This window comes from Cyclobacteriaceae bacterium (assembly GCA_030584025.1).
GTDB lineage: Bacteria > Bacteroidota > Bacteroidia > Cytophagales > Cyclobacteriaceae > UBA2336.
Genome location: CP129487.1, coordinates 3,315,001 through 3,332,941 on the forward strand (window position 1 = coordinate 3,315,001; position 17,941 = coordinate 3,332,941).

Genomic DNA, 17,941 nt, shown 5'->3' on the forward strand with positions numbered 1-17,941 from the left:
TAATTAAAACAGGTTTTCAGCCTCTTTGAATTATTCCCGAACACTACTTGTTTGGGTTTCCTTTCTGCGTTTTGGCGCAAAAGGAGTGCAAAGGTAATGTATTAATATTCTTTACGCAACATCGCCCCAAATTTTCTTCGGTAATGAGGCTGTTACAAGTTGTTGATAATTAGATTTTTAGAATGTTGGTCAGGCGGATGAACAAAAAAAGTTATCCACAAAATTCAAACTTTGTCAGATGTTTGCTTTGGCACCTTGAAAAGAGGGACGGTAGAACATGGCTCACCAAACATCAGGCTGGAGACCAGCGGTAGCAACTGGCGAACCACTTCTAGGTAAATGGAAACCGGAACTTCAACTTTGCTACAACCTTTGACAACAACTTTTTTATTCTTGAATTCCTGCCAGTCAACCTCACTTAGTTGCTGCTCAAATATTTTTTCTTCCAGGCGTTCAAGTGATCCGAAGAAAAATAGTCGGGCGTAGGGACGGAGGGCCGTGGCAATTAACATGTACGCCCAGATTGGCACAATGGCATCGGTTGAACAGGTTATAGCAACAAACTTATCCTGGTACTGTTTCCAATCGTGCGACTTCACGAAGTCGCGAAAATCTTTTTCTCTCAACACCAGACCCTGAAAGAGTTGATCTTTGATATCCAGTGATATCCGTTCGCCTTGCTGATAAAATGTTTCCAGATCGAAGGTTATCAATCCGCTGGCAGATACCCGGTTTATTATTTCATCTCCTTTATTAATCATACATCTTTTACTACCTGCGAATAACACTAATCAACCGCAAAAAATTTCAATCTTGTTTGGCGGTCTTAATCATAAATTCTTTCAAGTAAAACGGCTCAAAACTTTCCAAATCTTCAATCTCACCCGACTTCAGTTTTAAATATGCCAACTCACCCATTTTTGAAGCCTGTGGATACACACCATCAATAAAATGTGCATTTATATGGTTGATCACCGTTCTGCATTTTGTTGCGCCATCTCCAAAAAAAAGGATTTTTCTTTCCTGTAAAAGATCATGAAATGACGATGCATCAATCACACGCGGAGCAATTGGCAAAACCGAATTAAGATCGGCATTAACTATCATGCTATATACTTCCATTCTGCGTGCATCTATCATCGGGCAAAGAAGCACATCCGGATCAACTTCTTTACTCATTTGATAAGCCAATAGCTCAAGTGTGTTAATCGCAATCAGTGGAACCTTCAAGGCAAAACATAATCCCTTTGCCAACGACACACCGATTCGCAATCCGGTATAGGATCCAGGGCCAGAAGAAACGGCAATAGCCTGAATCTGCCTGAACTCTATCTTAGAAAATTTTATCAGGTCATCAATTAGTGGTGCCAGGCGGGTTGCATGTGATTGTTCGACATGAACTTCGGCTGAAGTAATTAACTGACCGTTACTATGAAGGGCTACTGAACAAACCTTCGCGGATGTTTCCAGGCTTAGGATAGCCATTAGTGTCTGGCTAAAATTTTATTCAGGCCTTGTTGATCCTGAAGTGTTTTTACAGCTTGGGCAATTGCCGTATCGTGAGCCAACGAAACCGTGTATTGACCGTCATTAAGTGCATAGTTAAATGCTATTTGTCGGGTTAATACTGTCGCGATTTCATCTTTGAAACGCATCAGATCGGTTGCTTTATTCGCTTCAATTTTTGAGAAAAGTGATTTTAGTTCAGATTCCAGTTCAGGATAATAACGCTCCTTTTTTGCCAGCTCGAGCAATTGTTTGGTTTCTGACTCCAATGTGGTGGCGTAAGTGAATTTTTGCTCTTTCAACCACGATAAGAATTTCTCATATTCCTTATCGGATAAATTAAACGATTTAAAATCTGCAGGTGCGGGATTTTCAGCACAATACCTTGTAGCATATTCAAACAACAAACCTGATGTGTATAAAGAAGAAGTAATGGCTCCGAGATATTTTTGATCAATTGTTATATCCGGATCCAACCCTCCGCCATCAAATACGGAACGGCCATTCACTGTTTTAAATTCCGATTTCGTTGAATCGGCATACGCAACAACAGAACCATCTTGTTGACGATTGGTGTAGTCAAGCTTCTGAATACATCTCCCACTTGGAATATGGTATTTCGCAGTAGTTACTTTTAGTTGCGCGTTATAAGATAATTGGCGAGTAGTTTGAACAAGCCCCTTTCCAAATGTACGTTCGCCCAACAATACGGCCCGATCATAATCCTGCAGCGCACCAGCTACAATTTCAGATGCAGAAGCGCTTCCATCGTTAATCAAAATCGCAAGCGGAATATCCGTATCCAGTGGATTGTTCAGTGTTGTGTACGACTTATTCCATTCTTCCACTTTGCCGCGTGTACTTACCACTTCTTTTCCTTTCGGGATGAAGAGGTTAACAATATTCACCGCTTCATGAAGTAGGCCGCCTGGATTATCACGTAAATCCAGAATGATTTTTTTTGCTCCCTGCGATTTTAACTTTGCTACTGCATCCGAAACCTCTTTGGATGCTCCAGGTGTAAAATCATCCAGCTTGATGTATCCAACTTCGGGATTTACCAATCCGGCATACGCCAGGTTACCTACGGTAATTTTTTCGCGTTTAATTTTGAATACGAGATCATTTTTCTGCCCGTATCTCCTCACCTTCACCTCAACTTCCGTGCGCGCAGGGCCCTTTAATAATGTACTTGTTTCAGCAGTTGTTTTTCCTTGTACATTGATGCCATTAACCGCAATCAATTCATCGCCAACCTTCAATCCGGATTTAAAAGCCGGAAAATTTTTATAGGGATGGGTGATAATAATCTTGTTATTTATAATTCCGATTAATGCACCAATGCCAGCATACTGACCGGTTGTTGTAATTCTAAAGTTTTCGAGTTCTTCTTCTGGAATAAAATCCGTGTACGGGTCAAGCGATTCCAACATACCATCAATGCCATGGCGGATCAATTTTTTAGGATCCACTTCATCAACATAATAGGTGTTTACCTCCTTAAATAAGGTTGCGAAAATGTCAAGACTCTTCGCGATCTCGAAATAATTCTCAGCTGGTTGTTTAAAGGCAACAAGACAAATCGCGATGATGCCAATACCTGCCACCCACCTAATTCTTTTCTGCATACTGCTGTAAACGCTTAATGGTCTCTTTAATTTTCTGTTCGATCTGGTGAAAATCCAAAATTTCTTTGGCTGTATAAATATACGCGATTTGCAGGGCAGGTGATTCGGGTAGATTGGCTTTGTTGAGCCTGTAGGCCTCGCGAAGCCTCCGCTTAATCAGGTTGCGGTCAACCGCTTTCTTAAAATTTCGCTTAGAAACCGAGAAAAGCACCTGATGGTTCGGCCCCTGACCTGTTAATACCAAAACCTTGAATGGGGCTAAATAAAAAGAGGAACCCTTACTGAAGAGTTCCTGTATACTGTTTCGACTGGAAAGTCGCTCGGATTTACTAAAACTGAATTTGCCCATGGGGTGAGGTTGGTAACCCCTGCCCTTCCCGCAGGCTAGCCTTTATCGGGAGGCAAAAAGGGTATTATTTCTTCTTAAAAGTAGTTTCGTCAGAAACGGTCAGTTTCTTTCTGCCCTTTCTTCTGCGCGAAGCCAACACCCTGCGACCATTGGCAGAGGCCATTCTTTCACGGAAACCGTGCTTGTTTTTGCGCTTTCTTTTGGATGGTTGATACGTACGTTTCATGCTCTTAACGGTTTACCCCATTGAATGAGGGCTGCAAAAATAATGAACATTCATGGATTTACAACCCCTCGGGCCAGAAAATACCCCAACTATCAGGCAATCAGGTCGGCTAATACTTTTTTAGCCTGATCGGGCTGAAGGCGCGGGCCAAACTGCGAAACCACCCGAGATGAGGCCAATGAGGCTATTTTTCCCGCTTCGGCATAGCTATGCCCATGGGTTATGCCATACAAAAATGCCCCCGAGAACATATCGCCAGCGCCATTCGTATCAATTGCCCGCACTTTGTAAGGCTCAATCTGGATAAAGGTATCTCCGTCATATATAAGTGCACCGTTTGCCCCGAGGGTAATGGCAAATCGTTTTGCGGCCAGTTTCAGTTTTTCACGGGCATCATTCAGGTTATCCGTTCCGGTAAAAATCATAGCCTCTTCTTCATTGCAGAACAATAGGTCTACGCTGGCGCCTACCACTTCTTCCATTTGTTTTGAGAAGTATTTAACCATGCTCGGATCGGAAAAGGTAAGCGATGTATGTACCTTACTCCGCTCTGCTATTTTCTTAGCTTCCTTCATGGCTTCCAAACCCTTGGGGCTGGCCACCAGGTAGCCTTCGAGATATAGGTACGTTGAGTTCTTGATTGCTTCTTCATCCAGATGTTCAGGGGCCAGAAAAGAACTAACGCCTAAAAATGTATTCATGGTGCGTTGCGCATCCGGGCTGGTCATTACCACACATTTACCCGAATGGCCTTCCGGACATTTTTCAGGAGTCAGGTTTGTGTCAACCCCATTGCGTTTCAGGTCGTCCAGAAAAAACTGGCCCAATTCATCTTTTGCTACGAGACAGGAATAGAAGGCTTTTCCCCCAAACTGACTCAATGCTACAACCGTGTTACCGGCAGAACCTCCACCCGACATGCGACTCTTTTTCATGTCGATTGCTTTGAGTAGCTCCAATTGACGTTTCTCATCCACCAGGGTCATCACACCCTTTTCGATATTATTCCGCTCAAAAAAATCGTGGTCAACTTCGGTTACTATATCCACAATGGCATTGCCAATGCCGTACACATCGTATTTACTCATAAAAATTATTTTACGCCTCTTGAAAAGCGTGGTTTAAAAATTTCTGCAATGATAGGATTATTTTTTTGAACCGTTTGATGATCCATTGGCTTTATGGCCCAACCCAAGTTCGGCTGCACGGTTAGGATAATCGGTGATTAATCCATCGACACCCATCGCCTGCATTTTCTTCATGTCTTCAATTTCATTCACTGTCCAGGGAATAACGCGCAGTTTGCCGTTGCGTCCATTTGTTGTTGCCGATGGCGATTTCGTAACCGAAAGTGAATGGAGATAGTCCACCTGCTCCTTTTTTAATAATTTGAAGTAGGGGCTGTAAATTGAAGGAACAAACCCCAGCTCTTCAATATTTTTCTCGGGGGTTTTCATATTCTCGATGAGCAACGCAAGGCGCACGTGCGGATATTTTTCTTTCCAATATTTCAGCACACGCAAATCAAACGACTGAATCACGATCCGCTCCCAGGGAAGATATTGATCAACCAACGCATATACCAGATCAGAAAATTCCTGCGGAGTTGGATGATATATATTATCGCCATCCTTTCTACTCTTTATCTCTATGTTATAGTCTACTTCGTAGCGTGAATAACTTTTGATGTGGTCTTCCACAGCTTTAATCACATCGCTCAGCAAGGGTTTAACGGCCTTAACTTTTTCCTGCTCAGGAAATCGCTCATTGCCTTTTGATCCGCAATCGAATTGTTTTACTTCATCATAGGTAAGCTGATAAATATTGAAGCTCAGTTGGTCTGTTTTAGAAATTTCGTTTCCATCCGGTTGTAAACAAATTTCAGCCGACATCCACGGCTCATGCGAAACGATAACGTGTTTGTCTTTGGTAATGGCGAGATCAAGCTCAACCGTGGTAACTCCATAATCAAGTGCTTTGATAAATCCAGGAATGGTGTTTTCCGGGTAAATGCCTCTTGCCCCACGATGACCCTGCAGATCAAACTTGGGGATGTATTGACCTTGCGTTTCTAGTATGGCCATAAAAAAAATAAGGTGCACGAAATATTTCATGCACCAAAGATAGGAAGATTCGTTGCTTCGGGAGCCTCAGGCAACGGTAATGGTGGCTTCGGGAACCTCAGCCACCCATTTCGTTACCTCATTATTCTGATCATGCCGGGGCCACCTCTGCGGCCACCGCCCATCGGGTTAAGATGTTTGTTTAGTGCATACGTAAAGCTGACCATGTAAAACCGCCCCAGGTTATTCATGGTTTGTTGCTGTACGAAGTTTTCACCCGCGCTTTGCGTTACGTTGTTGCTCTGATCCAACAGGTTGTTCACTCCTACTTTAATTTCACCGGCATTGTTCTTTAGTACAAAGCGAGAGATGGACATATTCCAGAACGGAATAGTTTCCCTGAAATCGGATGTTGTACTTGTGTAAATCAGGTAATCGAAACTGGTGTTATATGCATACTTTTTCAGGAAACTCAAGTTGAGTTCACCTCGATAGGTTTGGTTAAAATAATCCTGATCGGGTGTTTCAAAATCGTATTTTATTTTTTGCTTGCTCAGGTTGGCGCTTAAATCCAGGATCACAATTTCCTTGAAGGTAAAGTTGTATCGGGCCGAGCCACCTAAGGTTTGTTGACGAATATTATTCTCCTGATCATTCAGCACATTGATACTTTCAGAAATTGAAGCGGTCGGCCCAACGTTAAACCGGCTCTTAATTTTATTTACCGGGAATCCTGCATTGATGTTGATGCTCAGGTTTGTTGCCCGATCAACATTAACCGGTTTTGTAGTGCGTACAAAATCCTCATCAACCGTTTGGGAGTTTGTAATGGCATTGCGCATATAGGATGCCGTTACAAATGCAAACAGGTTCATGAATTTTACCGGATTGAAGGCCGTATAATTTGCAGTAATGCGGTGCGTGTAGGCAGGCTCCAGATCTGGATTACCAACCGAAATGTTCAATGGATCACTGTTATCCACAATGGGTTGCAATTGCTGAATTCCTGGTTCTTGCATGGACGTTTCATAATCAAGGCGCAAGTGCTTTACACTGGAGAAATCATAGTTAAAGCGTGCAACCGGCAACAGGTTTTTAAAAGTTCGATCGATAGTAACATCATGCAACAACAACTCGCCTTTCAGGCTTGTAATCTGGTAACTTGTTCCGATCGTCAGGCTGTACTTTTCTTTATTCATTCTGAAGTTAATGCCCGGACGGTTGTAGATGTAATTGCTTTTGAATTTGTTGCTTAACCCCGTGTTGAATTCCGGTGTTCCTAAATTCCAATCGAATACTTCGCGATCCACGTCATTCTGATTGGTTGAGAAGTTATAGTTTGCCTCCAGGTATTTTCTTCCTCCAAGCGGTTCGGTATAAGAAACCGATACACCGTAGGTCTGATTAATTGTTTCTTGTGCATTGGTCTGGTCGATTTGCTCTTCGGTTCCCTGCGTGTTATAGATGTTAATCGATTGCTGATTGCCTTCACTCTCGGTTGAATTCAACCCAGCCGAAAGAGTGGTGGTCATGTTTCTTCCTTTTTTATTGAACCTGTGTCGCCACAATACATTTGCATTCAGGTTAATGCCGGTTTGTGCTGTGTAAATACTCCTTTCACTTTCGTTGCGTACCTCTGTATTGCCAATATTCATCGTTTGACTTTCACTAAATGATTTAAACTCTGAATCGGTGTACGATGCATTGGCCGTTGCACGAATTACATTAGCTGAATCAATTGTATGATCCAACACCAGCGTACCGCGATGGTTATCGCTGTTGCTTAACTGGCGGCTATCCTGAAGAAAGTTGTAGCTTCCGCCATCAGGCAGCGTATTGATCCGAAGCAGCGAACTGCTCACATTACGATCGAGATGGTTATAGAAATAACTGGAAGTGATCTTAGTGTCTTTACTCAGATCTTTATTGAAGTTAATTCCCCCGGCATAGTTGGTCATGATGCCACTTTGGCGACCGCCCATGTTAATACTTGGGCCTCCACCACTATTACCTCCCTGGCCACCAACCGTAATCCGTATTCCTCCACCGCCCGACATCATCGCCTGTGTTCCTCCGGAGAAGTTCATGAAATCACCAACAGAAAATCCCTGCTCATTAATGTTATTACCCATGCCGAGAAACGAAAGCTGTTGTCCTTTTGAGAATCGGTTTACACTAGCACTCGCCTGAAAGCGACTATCCGTACCGGCACCAGCCATTAAATTACCAAAGGCTCCGTTACGCTTGTCTTCCTTAAGTTCAAGGTTGATTGTTTTTTCACGCTGACCATCATCTATGCCGGTAAACTGTGCCTGATCAGATTTACGATCGAAGACTTGTACCTTATCAATTGCATCAGCAGGAAGGTTACGCGTAGCGAGTTTCGGATCGCGCCCAAAAAATTCCCGGCCATCAACGGTTACGCGCTGCACTTGTTCGCCCTGCGCCCGAACTGTTCCATCCGTTTCAACTTCAATGCCTGGCATGGTTTTCAGTAAATCTTCAACATTTGCATTTGCCTTTGTTTTGAACGATGAAGCATTGAATTCAATAGTGTCTTTCTTAACCACCACCGGTGCCCTTTCAGCCTGAATGGTTATCTCATCTAAAATTCGGCTTTCAGGCTCCATTTTCAATAAGCCTAAATCAATAACGGCTTCTTCAGGCTTCGGAGAAACTTTTACCGTTAGCGGAGCATAGCCCACATATGTAACACGAAACAAATATTCGGCACGATTCAGATTCTTTATTTCGAAAAATCCCAGGTTGTTGCTTACACCAAAATTCACCAACGATGAATCCTTAGGATTAAGGATCAGCACAGTAGCAGAAGGAAGCGATGTGCCGGTAGAATCGGCAAGCTGACCTTTCAGCGTTATTTTTTGGGCATGAGCCGTCAGGGCCAACCCCAAAAAGGTTGATACAAGTAAAATGAAACGCATGTAGTAATTTTTTAAGTCGTGAATCAGTTACGGATAATCACATTGCCACCGCTTTGCCGCATTTTCTCCATTTGCTCGGCCACCAGTTTTCTGTATTCTTCCTGTGTAACTTTTGTTCCGGACGAAGGCGCCTTCAATTCGCTCTTCTTTAAGGGCTTGTCTTCAATTTTCACAGCGAGTGTAACACGCTCCCCTCCATTAACATCAACCGCCAATACCGTTCCGGGCAATGTATTGAAGCGATCCGGTCCAAGAAAGGGCCTGATTTTATCGGTATACCATGCTGTAATTTCAATGGTGCGGGTTTCTTGCTGCGGGCCCATCATTACCTGAACTTCTTCCGTGAAATAGGCCTGCTTGCACTCATACCCCAAAATTGTTTTGGTTTCAGTGCCAAATTTCCAGGGCGACATTTTCAACGTATCCTCAATCAGGTATTTTTTACCCATAAACTCCTGCGACACGGTTCGCAACTGCGACTCTGTATTAATATACGTTTCGCTTTGCGGAGCCGAGAAACGCATGCGCATACCTCCACCACCTGTCCATTCCTCTTCTTCATCTTCAATCACCGGCTTGTAAAGTGTTTCGGTTGCATTAAAGAATAACTGATTCTTTACTGTGCGGAATTCCGGAATCATGGTTTTCATGCCTTCGCGCTCAGCAGGGATATTCCTATGCATGTTGATTTTTGTTTCGTAGTGTATGACGCCTTCAGCCACCTGGCCAAAAACCATATGGGCAGCTGCCAGGCATACCAGCACCCCGATTACAATCAATATTCGCTTCATGGTTATAGAGTTTTGCATTTTGGAAAAAACATTTCACTGTAAAAGTACGCTTTGAGATGGCACCGGGTGGTTAATAGTTCTGAAAGCAATGTTAATTAATGTTAATCCTCGATCCTTTGCCCGTAGTTTGCCGTTACCTTTGCATAGTGAAAAGTCAGAAAAACATCGGCACGATTATTTTAATGACCAGCAGCATTGTACTGCTGCTCATTCTTCAGTTGCTATGGTTGCGCAGTTCCTACAATGAAGAGTTGGAATCGTTCAAAAAAGAGACAAACACACTCTTTCGAACCACCATAATCGGGATGCATGATTCCCTGATTATGAAGGGAATTGAACCTGTTTTTATTGGTGACAGTATCGAATATAAAAAATCAGGTGATCCAGCCAGGTTTAGGGTATGGAACACTAAAGTAACTCGCGATTCAGTTATGGCGGGTATATCACCTGATAAAATCTCGCGGATTACTGTTCGTGACTCTTCCATTCAAATTCTTATTTCATCAACCGGCCCAGGAGATAGTATCAGACAAGTACTCCGTCCGGTTGTTACAGAATTCAGAAGAAAACGCGAAACCGGAAATTTTCTTTTTCGGTTTGGCAATGATTCCTTGCGTGTTGATGATATACAACGCAATTACCAGGATACCTTAAAAACAATTGGCATAACAATCTCACCAATTGTAGGAAAAGTAGAGATGAGAAAAATTGACTCGGGAAAAACAGAAACTGAAAATGCAAATATCTTTATAACAGAGCCGTTCTTTTTGCCACACACCCCCGCCTATCAGGCCAAGTTTGAAAACATACGTCCCATGTTGTTGACTAAAATCAGTCCGCAGATTATATTTTCGGTTATCCTTACTGCGCTTATCGTAACTGCTTTTGTATTCATGTATCGCAGTATTGTGTCGCACCAAAAACTCATGCAACTCAAAAACGACCTGATCAGCAACATTACACATGAACTCAAAACCCCTGTAGCCACAGTTAGTGTTGCCTTAGAGGCGCTTCAAAATTTTAAAGCATTAGATAATCCGGCTTTAACGCAGGAGTACCTGAATATTGCACAGAATGAACTGGGCAGACTTTCACTGATTACCGATAAAATTTTAAAGACCTCGGTGTTTGAACAAAACGGACTGGAATTAAAACGTGAACAGGTTGATCTTGAAAAAGTAGTTCAAGATGTTTTAGCCTCTCTCAAACTGGTTTTTGAGAAGCATCGGGCAAACGTATCACTTATTAAGCAAGGTGATGACTTTACCCTGCAGGGAAATACGGAGCACCTGACGCATGTGGTGTACAACCTCCTCGACAATGCCATCAAATACAGCAAACCGGGTTGTGCCCTCTCTGTTTCATTAATTCGCAATCCAGAAATCATTCAACTGATTGTAGCGGATAACGGCATTGGCATACCGGAGGAATACCAACAAAAAGTTTTTGAAAAGTTTTTCAGGGTGCCCACTGGTGATGTGCACGATGCCAAAGGTTACGGACTTGGATTGAACTATGTGGCCAGCGTGGTAAAGGCGCATGGTGGAATCATAGACCTGAAAAGCGAAGCTGGAAAAGGAAGCACCTTTACCATAACTTTACCGATAGCAGCATCGGCATGAGTAAAACCAATATTCTGTATGTAGAAGATGAACCCTTTCTGGGCAGGATTGTAAAGGAAAGCCTGGAGAGTCGTGATTTTGTTGTACACATGGCAACCGATGGCAAGCAAGCACTTACTGCCTTTCGCGAAACGCAACCAGAAATTTGCGTATTGGATATTATGTTACCGGTTAAAGATGGATACACACTCGCGAAAGAAATCAGACAGATAAATCCTGCTGTTCCGATCATTTTTGTGACCGCCAAAACACAAACCGAAGATGTGCTGAAAGGGTTTGAATCGGGCGGGAATGATTATTTACGAAAGCCCTTCAGCATGGAAGAGCTGATTGTTCGCATCACCAACCTGCTGAACATGACGCAGCAGAAAAATAATCATGCGCGCGAAGCACTGACCATTGGTGAATATGAATTTTCAGTTTCCCGCTACGAATTGAAATACAAGGACCGTGTAAAAAAACTTTCGCACCGTGAAGCCAGTTTGTTAAAGCAGTTGTGCAAAAACAAAAACACAACCATTAGTCGTAAAGATATTTTGCTGGAACTGTGGGGCGATGACTCGTTTTTCAACTCCCGCAACCTGGATGTGTACATTACCAAATTGCGTGATTATTTAAAAGATGACCCTTCGGTGCAAATTATCACCATTAAGGGGATTGGGTATCACTTTGCGGTGGGGTAAATCCATTCTATTAACTAAAGCTCATTTTCTCGCTTTAGCCTCGCCACTCTTTTCGAAACCTCAGGGGCGCTTGTAACAAATTTGACTTTTAATCTATCCCCAACATAATGTTTTCCAAGTGGTTTTCCGACTCTAAAAGAACCAGAGTACTTTGATTTATCGTATTCAAATTCATACCTAACCAATAGAATATACCCACCTTTAATTGCGATTTTTTTTGTTTCGACAACTGTAGCTATTGCGTAATCAGTTTCTCGCCCCAAGAATCTAAGCTCATCATTATACCATAAAAAGAAAAGAATGCCTATACTGGCTGTGACAAGGAGAACAACAAAGAACCTTAAAAGCCTTTCTCTGTTATCAGCTTTTCGTCTAATGTCAAAGTCTATTTTCCAAGATTGAAATTCTGGCGAACTCAGTGATGGCTCGGAAGTTCCAAGCCGAACAAACTCTTGGCCTTTGTACTTCTCGTCTCCTCTAAAGAATGAGAGAAGTGCTTGTTCTAATTGGGTCAATGTTTCCGGGGCATCTTTTATTACAAATGAAACCCCAGCTTCCTCATAAATTATGGCTAATCCGTCTTCAACCAGACTTCCACTTACCTCAATCCAATTATTGTCGTCTTTCCGAAGTCTTATAGTCTTGAATTTATTCCAATCAATAGAATTAACTAAGTGCGAAATCTGATTTTCAGATGGATTGTTTGCAATTAATTCTTCCTCACCTACTAAGCTCCGGATAAGGTAAAGTTTCATCTTTGCTTCGTGAGAGTTCTAAAAAGGAATTTACTCAATTATTAAACAACACAATCCCAATCTGCACATTTAACCCGCTGAAATTGTCGATACCGACTTCTTCAATCTTATTCGTAGCATATTCATAACCGATAGCGGCTTTTAGCCCGAGTGCACCATAGGTTTGAAACCGATACATGGCACCGAGTTCCGGTCTCACGATAGCACCTGTTTTATTTTCAGTAGATGAGTAGGCATTATAAAACTGGGTGTATTCGGTAAAGACTACCCCGGCATGTAAGGCTGCATACGGAACAAACAAGCCTGATTTTTTAAAATAGTACTGACCGTTGGCTGTTAAGGTATAATTGTACATGTAGTTAAATAAATCAGTGGTAATAGCCCTGCCTGGTTCTACATAGGTTTGGCGTGGTACATAATCATCCAGTACCGTAAACCCGCCTTCAATGCCGGCACCAAATTGCTCATTAATGAATTTGGTAAATCCGAGACGTACACCGCGCGAACTGGTTTTGCTCACATAATCGGTGTAGGTGGGTTTTACTATTGTCCAGTTAATATGAAAACCCGACTCGGCAATTTGCGCATGGGCAGTTGCCATCATCAAAACAAAAAATACTATTACTGCTGATCTCATATTAGTCCTTTGAAATGTAAGGTGATTGAACGAATGCCTGGTCAATGGCTTCCAACGTTTTTGCTTTTAAGTCGAACGTAGTGTACAAGTCACCGATAAAAGCTTTCCAGATAACCTTGTAATCATTTCCCGTTGCATTCTTTACATCAACAATTTCAATAACCATGGACGCGAATTGGGAATAATATGTATTTACTACCGGCAGGTAATAACCGTAATATCCATAGTAACCTCCATATGTGGGCAGGTAATTTACCGTTTGGAAGAAACTGAAATCCTCCAGGATAACAATGTTCACCGCAAAGTCAGGGTTTTCTTCTTCTGTTACCTGATCAAATCCGCGCGCAGACAGGTTCTCCTTCACCAAAGCAATAACCGGCTCAACATAACCACCGGGAATGCCGGTAAAATCTTCATCAGTATAATATGCATGCTCCGGAGCCACGCCACGTTTCACCAATCCGATCGTGTCTTCCCGTATGATGAATGTACTGTAGGTAGAAAAAATGTTAGCTGTAATAGAGGGTTGATCGTATTGCGTTTGAACCACCATATCACGGGCCAACTCGCCCGATTGTGGCTGTAACTCACAGGCTGCCAACAACAACGCAAGTGGAATAATATACAGGATTTTGTTTTTCATAGTTTCTTAAAAACGTAAAAAGTCAGTTCTATCGTGCATTAGACACCCTAAAAACAAAGAAAGTTTAAATTCAGTTTATTAAATAATGTGAAGTAGTTTCGACTTAATCTGACAGTTGGGTTAACTTAGAAGTGCAAACAATCAAGTTAAACCCTTTAAACTGTCAGAAAATGAGAACAGAAACGAAGTTAATCAAAACGAAATTAGGTCTTATCAATTTAGCTGAACATTTGGGTAATGTCAGCCAGGCATGTCGGATGATGGGTTACTCCCGCGACAGCTTCTACAGAATCAAAGAGCTTTATGATACAGGTGGTGAACTGGCTTTGAAAGAGGTCAGTCGCAGGAAAGCTATTCCAAAGAATCGTGTCGAGCCAGAAGTTGAGCAAGCCGTTGTCCGGATGGCTATCGATCAACCCGCTCTAGGGCAGGTGCGCGTGGCCAATGAACTTCGCAAGCGCGGTGTATTTGTGTCTCCTGCTGGCGTGCGCTGCGTTTGGCAGCGCCACGACATGGAGACTTTCGCTAAACGGCTAGCTGCGCTTGAAGCAAAGGTTGCTCAGGAAGGAATCATTCTCACCGAAGCACAAATGATCGCCATGGAGCGTAAGCGAGAAAAACGCGAAGCCCTCGGAGAGATTGAGACTGAACATCCGGGCTATCTTGGCGCACAGGATACTTACTACGTTGGCAATATCAAAGGGGTAGGCAGAATCTATCAGCAGACCTTCATTGATACGTATTCGAAAGTTGCTTTTGCCAAGCTGTATGATCGTAAGAACGCTATCACCGCAGCAGATATGGTAAACGACAAAGTCGTTCCATTCTTCGAGGAGCAGGAAATTCCATTGCTGCGTGTCCTTACCGATCGTGGCACCGAATATTGCGGAAAAGCAGAGTATCATGAATATGAGCTCTATCTACGAATCGAAAACATCGAACACTCAAAAACGAAGGTAAAAAGTCCTCAGAGCAACGGAATCTGCGAACGCTTCCATCGGACCATCCAGGATGAATTCTATGCGGTGGCCTTCCGGAAAAAGTTGTATCAGTCACTGGAAGAACTTCAGGCAGATCTTGATGTGTGGATCAAAGAATACAACGAGCAAAGAACGCACTCAGGAAAGTATTGCTTTGGAAGAACTCCCTGGGAAACGTTCCTGGCTTCCAAAGAGCTTGCTATCCAGAAGATGGTTGATCAAAATTATGAATCAGCATGATCACTCGTCCGCATTGCTTCCTCATAGGCCGCAAACAGCCGCAAGCGGAAAAGAAGTCAAGGGTGGCTTTGGCTGTGTGTAGGATTTTGCGCGGCCACTCGCGCAGCCCTTGACTTCTTTGGAGCGGTGGCTACCTTTGCCTTTGAGGAAGGAATGCCTACCTGACTGTCAGATCAAGTCTTAGCTATTACAAATAATGCTAAATCGACTGCTGAAACTTTCGCACAAAGCGCAGAATAAAAGCTGGTATTAATTCAAATGCCCATGTTTTTCAAGTATGGTAAAAACCTGTTCATACCTGCTTTCGCGCTCATAGTGCCGATTCGCCAAAACCACATATAAAATTCCTTTGGCAGGAACAGAAACATAATGGCAATAAAACCCGCCTTGCGTACCGGTGTGTGCCACAATTTTATCTCCAGCATTGGTTGTTTCAATAAACCACGACAGTCCGATAAACGGCTCATAATCGGCTTTCCAGTTTTGTGGTTTAACAACCTGGTGCGATTCGGTTATGGTTTCATGTGAAGTAAACACCGCGTTGCGCATGGCGCGTTCGTACAAAACAAGTTCATCGACTGAGCTCCACACACCGCCATTTCCGGCTGCAGCAAAGGTTGGTTCTTCGCCATAATCCTTCTCTAACCATTCGCCTTTCACGTTTACATACCCATGCGACACACCACTTTCCGGATGCGGCCCATCCGTTATCGTGCTTGTTGTCATCCCTGCCGGTTTAAAGATTCTTTCTTCAATAAATTTTTGCCATTTCATTTCGCTTACCTGTTCAATAATCAAAGCAAGTGCATTGAAAGCAGGGTTGGAATATTCGTATTGTTCTCCGGGATTAAATTCGAGCGAGTCGGCTTGCATAATGGGTACCCAGTTTTCAGCATCTTTTGCGGTGAGGTAGAAAACTGAATCTTCCCTGGTTTTTCGAATATCGGGTAAACCAGATGTATGTGTAAGCAAATGACGAATCGTTACCGATTCTGCCATGCTTTTATTTTTAAAATCGGGAAAGTATTTACTGATCGGATCATCCAACGAAAGTTTACCTTCATCGCGCAGCATCAAAATGCCATACGCTACAAAGGGCTTGGAAATGGAACCGAGGTTAAACAACGTTTTGGGAGAGATCGACTCTTTGGTAACAAGGTCTGCAAGTCCGTATGATTTCAAAAATAGGGTTGAGTCTCCCTTTCGAATTAACACACACGCTCCGGGTTCATCCGCATTGAATTCCGTTGAGAAGAGGTTGTCTATTTCCTCACTGAAAGTTGAAGTTTTTTCTTTCGGTGCACATTCCACCAAAAGGAAAATGATAAGAACAGGAAGTAAAAGTTGTTTCATACTTCCGAAGTTAGGAAAAGATTACGAACTGCTGCTAACCCTGAAAATTGATCTTTCTGTGTGTGCCGTCACAAAAAGGCTTGTTCGATGAGCCTCCACACCGGCAAAACGCGGTGGCTTTATTCTTTTTGGTGAGCGTTCCTCCGGCATCTTTCACGGTTACGTTACCGTACACCATCAGCGGACCGTTCGGAACTGTCTCCACAATCGTTTCAGCATCGACCTGAACTTGTCCGCCATCTGCCTCTTCATTCATGAAATAACTCAGCGCACCGCTTGGACATTTCTTAACCTGTGATATAATTTTTTCTGTCTCGGCTCCTTGCGGATTAACCCAAGGTCGCTTTTGTGGATCGAACACTTCACCTAATCCGCGAAAGCAAATGGCCGAATGGATACACATATCGGGTTTCCAAACAATGGTTACTTCTCCGTTGGTGTATTTTTTTGTGATGTCTTTCATGGCGGTAGGTGTTAGGCTTAGGTATTGGGACTTGGGCGTCAGTTAGGTTATTGAAAGTGAGGTGTCGATTTCGATTGGGTTGGTGAGTACTTTATGAACCGGGCAAAGTTTTGCAATCTGGAGTAATCGCATTCGTTGCTCCTCATTAACATTACCGGTTATTTCAATTTCCGTCTTGTATGAAGTTTTTCCATCAAACGGACCGTTTGAAACCTGCACACGGATTTGCTGAACATCCCAACCTTTTCGGTTGGTGTACATACGGAGCGTAATGGCTGTGCATGAGGCAAGACCCATCCGAATGAAATCTCCGGGGCGGGGACCCAGGTCTTTGCCGCCAACATCCAGCGGTTCATCCGCAATTACCGTATGATCGCGTGCTACCAGTTCGGTTTTATATAAATCATTACCGATTGTTGCAACGGCTACTTGTACGCCTTCATCATGCATGTTAAAAACTTTTATTCATCACAAAACTTTCCTGAGGATAGCGCAACCGTGGAGCTTCTTCACGTTGTTTCAAATTATCCGGAAGCTTTTCAGCATCGCCTGGATAACCTACCGCAATCACCACACCCGGTTCGAACTCATCTAAAGGTACGTTTAAATTTTCAACCAGCTTCTCTTTATCATAACCGCCCATCTGATGAACATTCAAGCCAAGTGCGGTTGCCTGCAACGATAAAAATGCATTGGCTGCTCCCAAATCGTATCGGGCAGAAGTGTTGGTGCGGCCGTTACGAATAAATTTTGTGCGGGCCAGGCTCACAATCAGCAGCGGAGCATCTACAGCCCAAATGCGGTTGCCTTCCGACAGCGTTTCGAAAATCCTGTTCCAAAGTTCAGATTGATCTTTGGTTGCATAGATGTATGTCCACGGTTGTTCATTCATGCTGGATGGCGCCCAGCGTGCAGCTTCGAACAACGATTTTATTTTTTCTTCCTCAACCGGTTGGTTCGAGTAAGCCCGTTTGCTTCGCCTTTCTTGTATTACTTCCAGCACCGGTGCATCGAAACCGGTAGCAGGTGTTACTTTCTCTAAAATTGATGTCATAGTTTC

The 17,941-nt window shown here is 43.1% G+C and carries 19 protein-coding genes; 3 read left to right on the forward strand and 16 right to left on the reverse strand.

From position 1 onward, the window contains the following. Positions 1-224: 224 nt before the first annotated feature. The 9 genes from QY309_14900 to QY309_14940 form a co-directional block, all read right to left on the reverse strand. Positions 225-761 carry a DUF2480 family protein gene (locus QY309_14900; GenBank protein ID WKZ59143.1) on the reverse strand — a complete coding sequence of 179 codons (537 nt, stop codon included), beginning with the start codon at positions 759-761 and terminating at the stop codon, positions 225-227. A 46-nt stretch (positions 762-807) separates the two neighbouring features. Further along, complete coding sequence (gene tsaB, locus QY309_14905) at positions 808-1,485, reverse strand: tRNA (adenosine(37)-N6)-threonylcarbamoyltransferase complex dimerization subunit type 1 TsaB (GenBank protein ID WKZ59144.1); 678 nt, start codon at positions 1,483-1,485, stop codon at positions 808-810. Then, positions 1,485-3,134, reverse strand: a complete 1,650-nt coding sequence (locus QY309_14910) for a S41 family peptidase (protein WKZ59145.1) — start codon at positions 3,132-3,134, stop codon at positions 1,485-1,487. The genes tsaB and QY309_14910 overlap by 1 nt, the downstream gene beginning before the upstream one ends. Beyond that, positions 3,118-3,483, reverse strand: coding sequence for a ribonuclease P protein component (gene rnpA, locus QY309_14915; protein WKZ59146.1), 366 nt, complete (start codon positions 3,481-3,483; stop codon positions 3,118-3,120). Before rnpA ends, QY309_14910 begins: the two co-directional genes overlap by 17 nt. Before the next feature lie 64 nt (positions 3,484-3,547). After that, positions 3,548-3,709 (reverse strand): 50S ribosomal protein L34, encoded by a 162-nt coding sequence (gene rpmH, locus QY309_14920; protein WKZ59147.1) that lies wholly within the window; start codon positions 3,707-3,709, stop codon positions 3,548-3,550. Between the two features lie 92 nt (positions 3,710-3,801). Continuing rightward, positions 3,802-4,797, reverse strand: a complete 996-nt coding sequence (locus tag QY309_14925) for an adenosine kinase (protein ID WKZ59148.1) — start codon at positions 4,795-4,797, stop codon at positions 3,802-3,804. Between the two features lie 57 nt (positions 4,798-4,854). Then, the gene (locus QY309_14930) at positions 4,855-5,793 is read right to left on the reverse strand and encodes a glycerophosphodiester phosphodiesterase (protein WKZ59149.1); all 939 of its coding nucleotides are present in this window, start codon (positions 5,791-5,793) and stop codon (positions 4,855-4,857) included. 113 nt (positions 5,794-5,906) lie between these two features. Then, positions 5,907-8,714 (reverse strand): TonB-dependent receptor, encoded by a 2,808-nt coding sequence (locus QY309_14935; protein ID WKZ59150.1) that lies wholly within the window; start codon positions 8,712-8,714, stop codon positions 5,907-5,909. A 23-nt stretch (positions 8,715-8,737) separates the two neighbouring features. Next, positions 8,738-9,505 (reverse strand): GLPGLI family protein, encoded by a 768-nt coding sequence (locus QY309_14940; GenBank protein WKZ59151.1) that lies wholly within the window; start codon positions 9,503-9,505, stop codon positions 8,738-8,740. Between the two features lie 146 nt (positions 9,506-9,651). On the opposite strand from QY309_14940, the gene QY309_14945 reads away from it, so the two are divergent. Together QY309_14945 and QY309_14950 are read left to right on the forward strand one after the other, a co-directional pair. Further along, positions 9,652-11,127, forward strand: a complete 1,476-nt coding sequence (locus QY309_14945) for a HAMP domain-containing sensor histidine kinase (protein WKZ59152.1) — start codon at positions 9,652-9,654, stop codon at positions 11,125-11,127. Beyond that, the gene (locus QY309_14950) at positions 11,124-11,810 is read left to right on the forward strand and encodes a response regulator transcription factor (GenBank protein ID WKZ59153.1); all 687 of its coding nucleotides are present in this window, start codon (positions 11,124-11,126) and stop codon (positions 11,808-11,810) included. The genes QY309_14945 and QY309_14950 overlap by 4 nt, the downstream gene beginning before the upstream one ends. A 14-nt stretch (positions 11,811-11,824) precedes the next feature. On the opposite strand, the gene QY309_14955 is transcribed toward QY309_14950, so the two are convergent. The 3 genes from QY309_14955 to QY309_14965 are packed head-to-tail and all read right to left on the reverse strand — an operon-like array spanning position 11,825 to position 13,845. After that, positions 11,825-12,565: a hypothetical protein gene (locus QY309_14955; GenBank protein ID WKZ59154.1), complete on the reverse strand. Its 741-nt coding sequence runs from the start codon at positions 12,563-12,565 to the stop codon at positions 11,825-11,827. Between the two features lie 34 nt (positions 12,566-12,599). Then, on the reverse strand, positions 12,600-13,202 hold the full coding sequence (locus QY309_14960) for an outer membrane beta-barrel protein (protein WKZ59155.1): 603 nt from the start codon (positions 13,200-13,202) through the stop codon (positions 12,600-12,602). A gap of 1 nt (position 13,203) precedes the next feature. Continuing rightward, entirely contained in the window at positions 13,204-13,845 is a 642-nt protein-coding gene (locus QY309_14965) for a DUF4136 domain-containing protein (protein WKZ59156.1), read from the reverse strand. A 170-nt stretch (positions 13,846-14,015) separates the two neighbouring features. Between QY309_14965 and QY309_14970 the strand changes: the two genes are divergently transcribed. Continuing rightward, the gene (locus tag QY309_14970) at positions 14,016-15,065 is read left to right on the forward strand and encodes an IS481 family transposase (protein WKZ59157.1); all 1,050 of its coding nucleotides are present in this window, start codon (positions 14,016-14,018) and stop codon (positions 15,063-15,065) included. 249 nt (positions 15,066-15,314) lie between these two features. On the opposite strand, the gene QY309_14975 is transcribed toward QY309_14970, so the two are convergent. Genes QY309_14975 through QY309_14990 form a run of 4 tightly spaced genes read right to left on the reverse strand, consistent with a single transcriptional unit; the run spans position 15,315 to position 17,935 of the window. Continuing rightward, entirely contained in the window at positions 15,315-16,418 is a 1,104-nt protein-coding gene (locus QY309_14975; GenBank protein WKZ59158.1) for a serine hydrolase domain-containing protein, read from the reverse strand. Between the two features lie 34 nt (positions 16,419-16,452). Continuing rightward, positions 16,453-16,881: a (4Fe-4S)-binding protein gene (locus QY309_14980; protein WKZ59159.1), complete on the reverse strand. Its 429-nt coding sequence runs from the start codon at positions 16,879-16,881 to the stop codon at positions 16,453-16,455. 42 nt (positions 16,882-16,923) lie between these two features. Continuing rightward, a complete protein-coding gene (locus QY309_14985) occupies positions 16,924-17,331 on the reverse strand; it encodes an OsmC family protein (GenBank protein WKZ59160.1) in 408 nt (135 codons plus the stop codon). Position 17,332: 1 nt separating this feature from the next. Continuing rightward, entirely contained in the window at positions 17,333-17,935 is a 603-nt protein-coding gene (locus QY309_14990; protein WKZ59161.1) for a nitroreductase family protein, read from the reverse strand. Between the last annotated feature and the right edge of the window lie 6 nt (positions 17,936-17,941).